The 12,803-nt window shown below is 74.0% G+C and carries 9 protein-coding genes; 3 read left to right on the forward strand and 6 right to left on the reverse strand.

The annotated features are described in order from the left end of the window. Window positions 1-7: 7 nt before the first annotated feature. Complete coding sequence (locus V1L54_RS11925) at window positions 8-1,228, reverse strand: cytochrome P450 (protein WP_330117913.1); 1,221 nt, start codon at window positions 1,226-1,228, stop codon at window positions 8-10. Between the two features lie 278 nt (window positions 1,229-1,506). Here V1L54_RS11925 and V1L54_RS11930 point away from each other — a divergent pair, with 278 nt between their 5' ends. The 3 genes from V1L54_RS11930 to V1L54_RS11940 all read left to right on the forward strand — a co-directional run bounded on the left by V1L54_RS11930 (window position 1,507) and on the right by V1L54_RS11940 (window position 3,385). Further along, the gene (locus tag V1L54_RS11930; RefSeq protein ID WP_100201457.1) at window positions 1,507-1,749 is read left to right on the forward strand and encodes a type II TA system antitoxin, ParD family; all 243 of its coding nucleotides are present in this window, start codon (window positions 1,507-1,509) and stop codon (window positions 1,747-1,749) included. Continuing rightward, entirely contained in the window at window positions 1,749-2,126 is a 378-nt protein-coding gene (locus V1L54_RS11935) for a toxin Doc (protein ID WP_330117914.1), read from the forward strand. The genes V1L54_RS11930 and V1L54_RS11935 overlap by 1 nt, the downstream gene beginning before the upstream one ends. A gap of 167 nt (window positions 2,127-2,293) precedes the next feature. Beyond that, on the forward strand, window positions 2,294-3,385 hold the full coding sequence (locus tag V1L54_RS11940) for a sugar-binding transcriptional regulator (RefSeq protein ID WP_330117915.1): 1,092 nt from the start codon (window positions 2,294-2,296) through the stop codon (window positions 3,383-3,385). Window positions 3,386-3,528: 143 nt separating this feature from the next. Here V1L54_RS11940 and V1L54_RS11945 read toward each other — a convergent pair whose 3' ends face one another. The 5 genes from V1L54_RS11945 to V1L54_RS11965 form a co-directional block, all read right to left on the reverse strand. Then, window positions 3,529-4,854: an RICIN domain-containing protein gene (locus tag V1L54_RS11945; RefSeq protein WP_330117916.1), complete on the reverse strand. Its 1,326-nt coding sequence runs from the start codon at window positions 4,852-4,854 to the stop codon at window positions 3,529-3,531. Window positions 4,855-5,634: 780 nt separating this feature from the next. Next, window positions 5,635-6,867, reverse strand: coding sequence for a ricin-type beta-trefoil lectin domain protein (locus tag V1L54_RS11950; protein WP_330117917.1), 1,233 nt, complete (start codon window positions 6,865-6,867; stop codon window positions 5,635-5,637). Between the two features lie 90 nt (window positions 6,868-6,957). Next, window positions 6,958-9,867 carry a hypothetical protein gene (locus V1L54_RS11955; protein WP_330117918.1) on the reverse strand — a complete coding sequence of 970 codons (2,910 nt, stop codon included), beginning with the start codon at window positions 9,865-9,867 and terminating at the stop codon, window positions 6,958-6,960. Continuing rightward, window positions 9,864-10,895, reverse strand: coding sequence for a type VII secretion system-associated protein (locus V1L54_RS11960; RefSeq protein WP_330117919.1), 1,032 nt, complete (start codon window positions 10,893-10,895; stop codon window positions 9,864-9,866). Before V1L54_RS11960 ends, V1L54_RS11955 begins: the two co-directional genes overlap by 4 nt. Window positions 10,896-11,443: 548 nt before the next feature. Next, window positions 11,444-12,379: a type VII secretion system-associated protein gene (locus tag V1L54_RS11965; RefSeq protein WP_330117920.1), complete on the reverse strand. Its 936-nt coding sequence runs from the start codon at window positions 12,377-12,379 to the stop codon at window positions 11,444-11,446. Between the last annotated feature and the right edge of the window lie 424 nt (window positions 12,380-12,803).

Genomic DNA, 12,803 nt, shown 5'->3' on the forward strand with positions numbered 1-12,803 from the left:
CGTCCGGTCAGCCGGCGGGGGTGAACGTCACCCGCACGGCCTTCGGCCCGCGGGTGAAGACGCCGTCCTCGACGAACTCGGCACCGTCGGCCGGCCGTACGTCGGGCATGGCGTCCAGCAGCTGGTTGACGCCGATCTCCACCTCGGTCTTGGCCAGCAGCGCGCCGACGCAGAAATGCCGCCCCAGGGCGAAGGCCAGGTGGTCGGCCGCCGCGGAGAACGCGGTGGTGGTGTTCAGGTCGTCCCGGAAGATGTCGAAGGTGTCCGGGTCGCGGTAGCGGTCGGGGTCGCGGTTGGCGGCCCCGATCAGGCAGGTGACGGTCGCCCCCGCGGGGATGGTGCCGCCGCTGACGGTCACCTCCCGCGCCGTCTGCCGCATGATCATGTGGACCGGCGGCGTGTAGCGCAGGGTCTCGGCGAACGCCCGGTCGATCAGGGAGCGGTCGGCCCGCACGGCGGCCAGCTGGTCGGGATGGGCGAGCAGGTTGGCGAACAGGGCGGCGATGGCCTTGTCGGTGGTCTCCCCGCCGGCGGCCAGCAGCAGGCTGCAGAACGCCTTGATGTCCTCGTCGCTCATCCGCACGCCGTCGACCTCGGCGACGCACAGCGTGGACAGCAGGTCGTCCCCCAGGTTCTCCCGGCGCTGCCGGATGATCGGGATCATGTACTCGGCGAACTCCACCCTGGTCCGCTCGCCGTCCGCCGCCACCTCCGGGTCGCCGGAGAGGTTGCCGAGGAAGGCGATCACCGAGGTGTACCAGCGGTGGAACCTGTCGTGGTCGGCCTTGTCCAGTCCCAGCATGTCGGCGATGACGTTCACCGGGAAGCGGGTGGCGAAGGCGTCGACCAGGTCCACCGAGCCGGTGTGGCGGAAGCCGTCGATCAGTTCGCGCGCGTTGCGCTCGATCACCGGGAGGAACTTCTCCCGCAGGTCGCTGCCCCGGAAGGCGGGTGCCACCAGCGCCCGGCGCACCGCGTGCTCGCGTCCGCTCAGCTGCAGGATCGTCTTCCCGTGGACCGGCTCGATCTGCCACTCGTAGTTGTCGGTGGTGAAGGTCGCGCCGTCCTTGAAGGCCGCCGCCACGTCCTCGTAGCGGGAGATGATGTAGCTGCGGGTCGCCTCGTGCCAGATGAGCGGCGCGTCCTTCCGCATCACCCGGTAGGCGGTGTAGGGGTCGGCAGCGAATTCGGACGAGAGTATGTCGGGGATCTGCTGCGCGGTGGTCAAGGCGGAACTCCTCGATGAGGTGACAGGCCGTGGACCCAGAGTATTGATCTTCGGCCGGGGAGAACAGACTTGCCAAAACCGTCCAGTTGTGTCTCACACCTTTCCAACTGACCGGTCAGCACATGGAGTTGGAGCCCGGGACGGCGGCGATCCCGGCCGCCCGCGGCGAGCCCCCGGCGGGCCCGTGCCACGGCGCGCCGGAGCGGGCACGGGCCCGCGTCCGGTGCACGGCACCCTCTCACTGGCACGGCCGGTACCTACTAGGTACCATGCAGGGTATGCCGTCGCTGAACATCACCTTCACCGAGGAAGAGCTGGAGGCGGTCCGCGCCGCCGCCGCCGCCGAGGGAAAGTCCCTCAAGCAGTACGTCCACGACCTGCCGCTGCGCGAGAAACAGCGTCTGCAGTTCGTCGGCTACGCGCTCACCTGGGGCGACGAGCACCGGACGGAGTTCGACGAGGCGTTCCCGGACGAGGTCCCGCCGGTCCGCCACGGCGGCCGGGAAGCCGAAGCAGCCTGATGCCCCCGCTGTACGTCGACGTCTCCTGGCTGCTGGACGTCCAGGAGAAGGCCGTCCCCGAGGACCTGTCGGTGGCCGACTACTCCGCGCTGGTCGCCGCCGTCGCCCGCCACCGCACCCGCATCCCCCATCCGGACGCCACCGACCCCGACGCGGCCTGGCGCGCGGCCTCCCTGCTGCACACCCTGGTGCGGCTGGAGCCGCTGCCCTACCGCAACAGCCTGTACGCCTGCCAGGCCGCGGTCGCCTACATGCACGCCTGCGGTGAGGGGATCGACCCTCCGTACGGAGCGCTGGTGGAACTCGTCCGCGACATCCGGGACCGCAAGGCGAGTGTCTACCGGGTCGCCGACCGCATACGCGCCTGGCGGCTGTGACCGGGTCCGGCCGCGGCGGGGCAGGCGCGGGGCCGGGAGTTCGTCCATCTCGTCCGCGCGGCAGATGAACCCACGGCTCCGAACGGTCGTCGTACGAGGCAGAAGGGTAGGCTCCGGCCTTCCTTCCGTACCGATGTGAATCCCACAGGCCACACTCCCGGACGGACATGAGCGAGCACGACACCAGACGGGCCCGGGCGACGGTCCCGCCCGCACCCGGCGAACCGGCCGAGACCTCCCACGACGAGTTGCTGCTGGCCGCCACCGCCGCCAGGCGCTTCTACCTGGACCACGCCTCCAAGGTGGAGATCGCCCAGGAACTGGGCGTCAGCCGGTTCAAGGTCGCGCGCCTTCTGGAGCTCGCCCACGCCCGCGGCATCGTCCGCATCGACATCGCCTTCCCCACCGACACCGATCCCCGTCTCGCCGCGGCGCTGTGCGAACGCTTCGGGCTGGAGCACGCCGTCGTCGTCAATCCGCCCGGCACCGACCCGGGCGGCCCCGAACCGTTCACCGACCTGCTCGCCCAGCCCGCCGCGCGGCTGGTCACCGACCTGCTGGGCGAGGACGACGTCCTGGGGCTGGCCTGGGGCCGGGCGGTGACGGCCGTCACCCACGCCCTCACCCGGCTGCCGCCGTGCACGGTGGTCCAGATCACAGGGGTCCACCCGCCCACCGCCATCAACGACCAGACCGTCCGCGCCGTCCACCGCGCCGCCGCCCTCGCGCAGGGCCCCGCCCACCCCCTGTACGTCCCCCTGGTCCTGCCCAACGCCCTGACCGCGCACGTCCTGCGCCACCAGCCCGGCATAGCCGCCGTCCTGGGCCGCTTCCCCACCGTCACCACCGCGGTGGTCGCCATCGGCGCCTGGGGGCCGGGGCTGTCCACCGTCCACGACGCCCTGGAGGAGGACGAGCGGGACCGCTGCGCCGCCCTGGGCACCGTCGCCGAGATGGCCTCCCATCTCTTCGACGCCGAGGGCGGGCTCGTCGGCGCCGGCCTGGACGAGCGCACCGTCGCCATCTCCGCCGGGCAGTTGCGCGGTGTCCCCCGCGTCATCGGTGTCGCCGGCGGCCGGCACAAGGCCCGGGCGGTGCTGGCGGTGCTCCGGTCCGGTCTCCTCACCGGCCTCGTCACCGACGCCCACACCGCGCGCCGGGCCCTGGAGGAGTCGTCGCCCGTGCCGGTACCCCCGCGGTCCCGCGCCCACGGCCGCGCCGAGCCGCCGGACCGTTTCCCGGCACGCACCCGTCTCTGACAGGACCGTCCAGGCCGGAAACGCGAAGGACCCCCGGGGCTCCTCCCGCGGTGAGGCGGAAGAGGGCCCCGGGGGCCCGGTTCACCAGGAGGACGGTGTGCTCCGGCCGCGGCCGGAGCACACCACCCGGCCCGCCGCGGGTGCTATCCCCGCGTCCAGGTCTGGTTGGCGGTACCGACGCACGGCCACAGCTTCACCGGCGTACCGTCTTCCTCCTTGCCCCACCACACGTCCGCGCACTTGTTCCCGGCCTTCAGCGAGACCAGGTCCTCGGTGGCGTTGAGGCGGAACTTCTGCGCGTCAGAGCCGTTGCAGTTCTCCAGCCTCAGGGCGGTTCCGTCCTCGATGGAACCGCCGGCCAGAGCCATGCACAGCTCGCCGTTGCGGATGGTGTCGTCGGGGTGGAAGGCCCAGTACTGCTCCTCACCCGTCCCACAAGGCGCGATCGCCAGCTCCCCGCCCACCGAGCGGGCCGTGGTGACCAGGCACTTGCCCGTGTCGGCACTGACCAGCCGGTAGGCGTAGACGGTGACGACCTTCTTCTCGACGGTGGTTCCCTCCACCGCCTGCACCTGCTCCTGCTCCCGCGAACCGTCCGGAGCATCCGTCCGCACCGGGGCCTTGGCCTCGGCGCGACCTGTCTCCAGCTCGGCAGACTCGCGGGACTGCTCCTCCTCCGACTTCTCCGGCTTGCGCTGCTTCTCCGTCTCCTCCGTCCGGACCGGGGGTACCACCCCGCGTCCGTCGTGGAGCGCCTTGATCTCCTTCTTGGTGGGGATCAGGGCGACAGCAGGCTCCGACTTCTCCTCCGGCGCCCCGGAGGGCGAGGCGGAAGGTGAACCGGAGGGCGAGGCGAGGGTCTCGAACTCGTCTCCCTTCTCCTCTTCCTCCTTGTCCTCCCCGGCCTTGGCGGCAGCGGCCGCCTTGACGGCCTTCACCGCCTTCTTGTGCTTCTCCGGCTCGATCGTGGGAGCGACGGTCACCACACGCACCATCGGCTCCCGCTCCTGCTCGACCGGCTCGGTCATCAGCGGCACCGACAGCCCTCGCTTCGCGACGGTCTCCGGTGTCGCCGGCACGGCCGGCTCCTGGGCGGCGGTGTCGGGCTCCTGCTGATCCCCGGCACGCTGGTCGACCAGGACCGCGCCCGGAGCCGCCTTCTTCACCACCGTCACCGGCTGCTCCACATCCGGCTCCCCCGACTTCGGCGGGGTCGACACGGTGGAGGAGCCGGGTCCGGAGGCGCTGCCCTCCTCGGACTTCTGGGGGGCGTAGGTGCGGGGCGAGGATTCCAGACGCTCGTCGTAGAGCGTCTCGGTCTCCGCTTCCCGCTCTCCCCCCAGGCCCTTGGAGTCGGCGGCTATGGACACCCGCTCCCGCTCGGTCCGGTCCTCGGAGTCGTCGCCGACCATGACCAGCAGCGGCACGGAGATCAGCACCGCGCCGGCGATTCCCGCCGCGGCCAGCATGGGCTTCTTCGGCCTGCCCGGCGAACCGTCGCCGGCACCGTCCGCCGCACCACTGCCACCACGGGCCGACGCACCCGCCGCGGCCGCGGTACCACCCGCGACCGCGGTGAGGCCGCGGGTGGCCCCGGCACTCCGGGACTCGCCCTCGGCTCGCGAGCGCGTATCGGCCGCACCGGTCTGTGCGTCGTTCCGCGTGTCGGCCTGTGCGTCGGCAGGTGGCTCGGCCTGCGGCCGCGGCGCCGTCGCCGCGGTGTCCGCGGAGGCCCCCGAGGTGTTCTCCGCAGTGCCCTCCGGCCGTGTCACCTCCTCCGGGCGCCTCTCCCCGTCGGTGCCGGAGGACCGTGCCGCAGGCCGCAGGGCCTGCAGCGAATCCTCCCCCACCGACGGCATCGCCACCGCTCTGCGGACCGGTGGCCCGCCCGCGGCAGCGGCCGGACGGGCGGATTCCCCGCCGTCCGGCCTTTCCTGACCTGACATCAATCGTTCTCCTTAGGAGCTCTCGCTCTGTCGGCAGTACTCCGTCTCCCGACTGTCCGGAAGACGGTTTTCCGCAGAACCGGGCACCACGGGCATACGCCGGAGAAGGCCGTGTCCGGATCCTTCTCCGGGCCGGACCGGACGGGCGGACCCGCCCGGCTGTCTCCGGCAGTCCTGTGGGCGGCGGTCCCGGGAAACCCACACAGCAGGATCACGAACCGATCCCGCGGGTTCACCGCGCCGGGCCACCGGCTGAAACGGCATGCGGCAGCGGTATACGGCGGCCGGCGGCGGAGCCGGGACTCAGCCCCGCGTCCAGGTCTGGTTGGCGCTGCCGCCACACGGCCACAACTGCACCGGTGTGCCGTCCTCCTCCTTGCCCCAGGCCACGTCCACGCACTTGTTCCCGGCCTTCAGCGAGACCAGGTCATCAGCGGCGTTGAGGCGGAACTTCTGGGCGTCCGAGCCGTCGCACTTCTCCAGCCGGACCGCCGCACCGTCCTCGGTGGACCCGTCGGCCAGTGCCATGCACAGGCTGCCGCTGCGGACGGTGTCATCGGGATGGAAGGCCCAGTACTGCTCCTCACCCGTCCCGCAGGACCGGATCGTCAGCCGATCACCCACCGAACGGGCCCCGGCGCTCAGGCACTTGCCGGAGTCCGCGCCGACCAACCGGTAGGCGTAGACGGTGATGCTCTTCTCCTGCGCCACGGTCTTCCGCGGCGGCGCCTTCTTCGCCGCGGAAGTGTCCCGTTGCGGAGTGGCCTTCGGAGATCCGGCAGAGGGAGAGGACCGCCGCACCGGCTCGGAGCCGGACTTGCCGTCCGTCTTCTTCCCTTTCTCCTCCTCGCCCTTCCCCTTGCCCTTCTCCTCGGTCTTGGGGCTCTGGGGCGCGTAGGACTGCATGGGCCGCTCCCGGCCCTGTTCGTAGAGGGCCTCGGAGTCAGCGGCCGTGGCGGTCCTGTTCTTCTCCGGCTCCTCGTCGGAGTCGTCACCGACCATGACCAGCAGCGGAACGGAGATCAGCACCGCACCGGCGATACCCGCCGCGGCCAGCATCGGCTTCTTCGGCCGCCCCGGTGAGCCGCCACCGGCACCCGGACCATGGCCGGCCGCACCGGCGACGGCCGTACCGCCGACGCCCCTCGCGCTCCTCGCGGCGGCGGTGTCAGTGTCCGCGTCGGTATCGGCTGCGGCCCCGGGGCGGGCCACGGCGGTGGCGGACGCGGTGTCCTGACCGTCCGGCCGAGGTTCCGGTGTCGGCTCCGGCTGTGCGCGAGGCGCCGCCGCGGTGCCGGCGTCACCGTCCGCGGCGGTGCCGGAGGCGGTCCGCGATCGCCGCGCCGCCGACCGGTCCGTCCCCTCGGCGGTCGTCCCGTCGGCGGCAGTCGCCTCACCCCGCATGGCGGGCCTGAGTGCCTGCAGGGGCTCCTGTGCCACCGACGGCAGCGCCACCGCCCGGCGGACTGCCTGCCCGTCCTCGGCGGCCGCCGGACGGCTCGGCTCCTCGTCCTGCGGCCGGTGCTGGTCGGACATCTGTGTCTTCTCCTCGTTGTCGCTGTCGCTGTCGCTGGTGCGGGGCTTCCGGAGGTGCCGGGAGCGCCTCCGGGCGGCGGACGCCGCTTCTCAACCGACCGGCCCCACCGGCCCGGTGCAGCGCCGCGGCCAGTGCGGGCCCCGCCCGGCGTCGGCCTCCCCCTCCAGGGCCTTCTCCAGCCGGGCCAGTGCCGAGCGGTCCAGCGCGCCGAGTTCCTCGACGCTGTCCATCCAGGTGGCCGCGGTACCGGGCAACTCCCGCAGCAGGACCACCCGCGAGCCGCGCAGCTCCCGGGTGTCCAGCACGCGGAACCCCGTCCCCGGGGTGAAGACGATCTCCTCCTGCGGCTGCGGCGTCCCGCCGGCGGTGTCCAGCAGGTGCCGCACCCTGCGGCCGGTCACCGACCAGATGGCGTACCGCACCGGAGGGCCGTCGGGCTGCTTCCGGGGCAGCACCAGCGCGCTGACCGGACCCGGTTCCACCAGCAGGGTGCCCTGGTCCGGGTCGTGGCCGGGAGCGTCCGCGCCCCGCACCACCACACCCCGGTAGGAGGGCAGTCTGCGCAGGGCCGACGCCAGGCATGCGGCGTACGGCAGCAGGTTCTCCTCGCCGGTGCGCAGCTCACGGACCAGCGCGTCGTGGTGCAGTGCCGTGTCCTCCTCGGCGGTCAGGTAGGCGTGGACGGCCATCAGGTCCTCCCGGGCCGCCTCCAGTTCCAGGCCGCGCAGCGCGGGCATCCGGGTCAGCCACCGGGCCACGGCGGCACTGTGCCGCTCCCACTCCCCGGCGGCCAGCGCACGGAAGGCGGCGCGCTCGGCGGCACTGCTGACATGTCCCGGGGCGAGCGGGGCGGACATGGCCGGGGCCGCCGATCCGGGGGCCGTCCCGGACGGGTGGGCCGGTGGGGCGGAACCGTGCCCGGGGACGGACCTGGATTCGGGCCGGGGCTCGGACTCGGGCCGGGGCCCGGGGGTACGCACCGGAGCGGGTTCGGTGTCCGGCGCGGGCACTGGTTCCGGCTCGGGTCCGGACGCCGGTTCGGGTCCGGACGCCGGTTCGGGTTCCCGCTCCGGCTCCGGTTCGGGTTCCCGCTCCGGCTCCGGTTCGGACGGGGACTCGTCCACCGGGACGGGCCCGGTCTCAGGCTCCGGCCCGTCCGTGCCCTCCGCGGTCTTCCGTGCGGGAGCGGGCGTGGTGGACACGGCGGGCGCCGAGGAGGCCGACGCCGTCGCCGCGCCCGAGTCCGGCCGTGCCGCGGACCGTACCGGCGCGCTCCCACGCGCCGGCGGTTCCTCCGCTCCGGCTCCGGCGACCTCGGTGGGGGCTGGAGAGGACATGGTGGGCGGGACGGAGAGGGCGGAGGAGACTGTGGCGGCGTTCACCGGTGGGGCCGTGTCCTCCTGCCGTGCCGCACCGTCCCGCTCCCCGTGTCCGGTCCGCTCCATCGTCTGCGCCGCGGGGTGGCCGTCGGTACGCGGAGGCGTCCGCGGACCGGGCCGCGCGGCGCTCTGGGTCGGCACCGGGGCCGGCGAGACCGGAGCAGCCGCCGGGGCGGCCGGACGCGGCCCGGACAGGGCGAGATGCGTGATGTAGCGGATACCGGCCACCCGGTGCCGGGCCGCCAGTTCGCGCAGCGCCGTCTCCCCCATGGTCAGACGTCCGCACACCACCAGGGTCGCCCTGGCACGCAGTTGGGGACCCAGGTCGGTCAGCAGCCGGGCCAGGGCCGGGAGCAGGGATTCGTCCAGGGATTCGCCCCGCACGCCGAGTTCGACGGTGAGGCTGTCGGGGTCCACCGTGCGCGCGGCCACCGGCGGTGGCGGCGCGCCGACGGGGACCACCGCCACACCGGCCCGGGTCGGCGCCGCCGCCCAGCGGTCGGTCAGCCGTACGGTGCCCTCCTCCGTGAGCGGAACACCGGGCAGGGGCGAGTCACTGTGCAACGGCCGGGGCGCGGGCGGACGGCCGTCGGCGCCGGACGGGGCGCACATCACGGCCGTCACCAGTGGCTGCCAGGTCAGCTCTCCGCCGGCGCCGATCAGGGTCGGGCGGACCGTGCCCCCGGCCACCGCCTCGCCGGTGGCCAGCGGGAGCCCGGTGAGGACCTCGATCTCGCCGCCGAGCATGTCGGCGACCGACTGGCCCAGCCGTAGCAGGTCGCGCCGGCCCCCGGGAACCAGCCGGACCTGGGAGCGCTGGGCGACGGGCAGGGCCGCCAGCACCGCCGCCACCTCCTCGGCCGCCACGTCCTCCGCGTAGGGGGCACCGACCAGCACCACGGGCCGCCGGGGGTGGACGGGGACCGCGAAGGGCAGGTCGCCGGTGCCCGGCTGGGGAGCCTCGGCCGGGCGTACGGCCACTCCGGCCGGGATCGGGTGCACCACGCAGCCGCCCGAGGTCCGCTCGGGCAGGCGGGTGAAGGCGTCCTGCCAGGCGGGCACCGGGGTGCGCAGCCCCAGCAGCCGAGGTCCCGTGCCGGGGGCGAAGTGCCACCAGCCGCCTCCGCCGGGCCGGGGGGCGTCCTGCACGAACAGCACGCCTCCAGGGGTGATGAGCACGGCCCCGTCCGGGGCGATGACCTCCATCTCCCACGCGTCTGCGATACGGCGGGCCACACTCGGCGCCCCGGGGCGGTCGTGCCCGGCCCCGGAGAGCACCAGGCGTACCCGGGTGGTGCCCTTCTCCCGCAGGGTGTCCAGCAGGGCGGCCAGCCGCCCCCAGTGGCCGGCACCGCCGTCCCCGCCCTGCGGGGGCGCGCCGACCAGCACGGTGGCGGTGTCCTCCGCGTCGCCGTCGGCATGGACGGCACGGGCGACCTCGGCCAGTTCGGCCAGTGAGGGGAAGCCGTCGTCGACGGAGCGCAGGAGCAGGACGCCGTCGACCTCCTCCACCAGCGGCGGCGCGGGCGCCTCCCGCGAGCCGCCGTCCGCCGGGAAGGTGCCGCGCGACGGACCGGACCTGCCGTTCCTGCGCGAGAAGACCGAGGCCCAGCGGCTCACGCCTTGCGCTCCTGTGAGGTGTCGCCGCTGAGGATGCGCTGTGCCTGGGCCGCGGCGTCCAGGGCCTCGTTCTCGCCGTCACCGCCTCCGGAGGCGGCGGTGTTGTCCGCGCGGGTGTCGTCGGCCTCCGTACCCGTGCCGGCCTCGGCGTCGCCGGCACTGTCGGGCGCGCCGGAGCCGGGGGCAGCGGGGACGTCGGAGCTGGTGGTGATCATCGGGACGGGAGCCGCGGCGGGAGCGGTGGGCGCCGGGCTCCCCTCCCCGGCCGGGCCGCCGGTCTCCTCGGACTTCCCGGCGGGCCCCTCGTCGGACCTCCCGTCGGTCTCCTCGGTGCTTTCAGTGCTTCCGGTGCCCTCGACGGCCTCGCGCACCGGTCCGGTCTCCAGGGTCATGGAAACCGGACCGGAGGGGTTGAGGTACAGCAGGTGGCCCTCGGGCACCTGGTCCAGAAACTCCCTGTCGACCCGCATCAGTTCGAAACCGAACCGGCCGGAGGTGTGCAGGTACACCGGCGAGGTGTAGAGCGGGACGGCCGCGGCGCCGTCGGGGGTGGTGACCGACAGCAGGCCGCCGCCGGGGGCGGTGAGGACCGCCACCTCGTAGTCGGCCAGTTCCCTGGTCACCGCCTCGCCGGGGCCGTAGCCGGTGGCGGCCAGCTGCACGGCCTGGTCCACCTCGTCCTCCGGCTCGGGCCAGCCGAGGGCGCGGGGGGAGGGCCGGTACTCGGGGTTGTCCTGCCACTCGACGATCTCGCCCTCGGGGCTGGAGCGCCAGCGGCCGACCGTCGCCCACTCCGGCGGCTCGCCCTCGCCCGACCAGGTGGGGTCGACCATGCCCAGCCAGTGGTCGGGGGCGAGCCTGGCCGCCTCGCGGATCTCGTCGGGAACGGGCGGGGTGTTCTCATCGGCACCGGCGATCCGGGAGTCGGTGGCTTCGGGGGTCTCGGGGGTGCCCGTGCCGCTCTCGTCCGCCGCCGGGCCGGACTCCGCCTCGGGAACGGCGCTGTCGCCGGTGGTGCTCTCGCTCATCGTCGTCCTCAGCTCAGTGGTGGGTCGTCACCCGGCCCACCGCCCTCACGAGGACGTGCTCACCGTTCCGGTGGACCGGTTCCGCGGCCCTTGCCCGGTGTCGCATGCGGATGCGGTGCGACGGGGAGAGGCCTGTGACCGGTGAACGGGGAGGCGAGTACGCGCCCGAACGGCGGCGGGTGCCGTGTTGCGGTGTTCTCCTGCGGTTGCGGCGCTGTCCGTGAAATGTCACGTCGGCGCCCGCCGACCGGTTCACGTCCGCCCACGGACGCACCGGCCGTGCCCGGTCCCCTGCCGCGCCGCACGGGCGTGGCGGAAGGACCGTCGCTGACGACCCGGCCGTCGATGCCGCTCACGACTCCCGGCCGGCGGAGTGCCGTCCGCGGCCGGTCGGGTGAACTGTGCCGGGTACCGGCCCGCTCCGGGCCGGACCCCGCATCGAGGCCCCACTGCGCAGACATCTTAGCCACGCCTTCCGGGCCCGCGCAGCACGCGCCGTGCTCCCGCACACACCGCCCACGGACGGCCACGGGGCGTACTCGGATGGTTCATGTCCCGGCTGCCTGCCGGGACGCCGGGACATCCGGCGGGGCGGGGGTGTCCGCCGCGGTGGGCACCGTCTGTCCGCCGTCCCCGGCCAGCACGTCGTCCACCTCGACCACGACGCTCACCGGAGCGGTGGTGCTGAGGTACAGCAGCGGCCGCTCCCCCACCACGCCGGGCAGGTCCGCCACGGGCACCGTCCGGTGGGCGGGCAGGTCGGCGTCGGCCGGATCGGCGGCGGCCTGGCGGGGCGGCACGGTGAAGACCGGGACGGCGGTGGTCCCGTCCGGGACGGTGGCGAGCGCCGGTGTGCCGTCGTCCTCCAGGATGACGGCGACCTCGGCGACGGCGGCCAGCGCGCGCGGCACGTCCGCCATGGGGCCGTAGCCGGTCACGGCCAACTGGGCCGCGGCATCGGCCTCGTCGGCGGGCCGCGGCCAGCCCAGCGCCCGCGGGGACGGCCGGTACTCGTCGTTGTCCTCCCAGCCCGTGACCTCACCGCGTTCGTCGCTGTTCCACCGGCCGACGACCGCCCAGGCCGGCGGAGTGCCCTCGCCCTGCCAGGTGGGATCGGTGATGAAGAAGGCGTTTCCGGGGGCGACCCGGGCCAGCTCGACGATGTGCGGCGGGGGCGGGATGTCCTCCTCCGGCGGTTCCTCCGCCGAGAAGGACCGGAGCCCGCCCTCGGGCAGCATTCCCTCCGGCGCGGGCCGGGCACCCCCATCGGACGCTTCCTCCCCCGGTGCCGTGTCCGCCGAGGGCGGCGCCTCTCCGGTCACCGCCCGGTCCCGGCCGTCACCCCCGGCGGGTACGGCGGCGTCCCGCTCCCGGCTTTCCCGGTCCTTCGCCGACGCGTCGGCGGAACGGTGCTGCCCCACCGGCTCCTTCGCCGCCTGGCCCAGCAGCGCCGAGGTCACTCGGTCGGCGTCTTCGTCGTTCATGCGGTGCTTCCTCTTCTCACTGCCCTCTGCCGTTCTCTCACTGCTCTCCGGACTGCTGCCTCCGGGCGCGGCCGGCAGAGCGGTCGAGTATCCGGCGCGGTGCCCTGCCCGCCGGGTACAGTCCGCCGACGGGAGCCCTCGGCCGTCGATCCACCGGACGAGTTCCTCGGCATCACCGAGCACCCGCTCCCTCAGGGCCTGTTCCGGGAAGAGGAGTCCTCCCCGCCGTCCTCCTGGCCGGAGGAACCGGCAGGCATGGCGACGGAAACCGACGTCCAGGCCGGACCATCCGCCATGTCCAGATCCTGAACCGATCCCCCGTCGGAGGAACTGGCGAAGTCCTCATCGAGGGAGTCTTCCGAATCCGAGCTGTACACCGAGTGGATCGGCGCCTCGTCGTCATCCTCCTCGATATCCGCGCCGC

Origin of the sequence: Streptomyces rubellus, assembly GCF_036323805.1 — a bacterium.
Classification (GTDB): Bacteria; Actinomycetota; Actinomycetes; order Streptomycetales; family Streptomycetaceae; genus Streptomyces.

Excerpts from the sequence above, each read along its gene's own strand:
- V1L54_RS11930 (WP_100201457.1), top strand. The coding sequence starts at position 1,507 with ATGCCGTCGCTGAACATCACCTTCACCGAGGAAGAGCTGGAGGCGGTC.
- V1L54_RS11935 (WP_330117914.1), top strand. The coding sequence starts at position 1,749 with ATGCCCCCGCTGTACGTCGACGTCTCCTGGCTGCTGGACGTCCAGGAG.
- V1L54_RS11940 (WP_330117915.1), top strand. The coding sequence starts at position 2,294 with ATGAGCGAGCACGACACCAGACGGGCCCGGGCGACGGTCCCGCCCGCA.
- V1L54_RS11945 (WP_330117916.1), bottom strand. The coding sequence starts at position 4,854 with ATGCTGGCCGCGGCGGGAATCGCCGGCGCGGTGCTGATCTCCGTGCCG.
- V1L54_RS11950 (WP_330117917.1), bottom strand. The coding sequence starts at position 6,867 with ATGTCCGACCAGCACCGGCCGCAGGACGAGGAGCCGAGCCGTCCGGCG.
- V1L54_RS11960 (WP_330117919.1), bottom strand. The coding sequence starts at position 10,895 with ATGAGCGAGAGCACCACCGGCGACAGCGCCGTTCCCGAGGCGGAGTCC.
- V1L54_RS11965 (WP_330117920.1), bottom strand. The coding sequence starts at position 12,379 with ATGAACGACGAAGACGCCGACCGAGTGACCTCGGCGCTGCTGGGCCAG.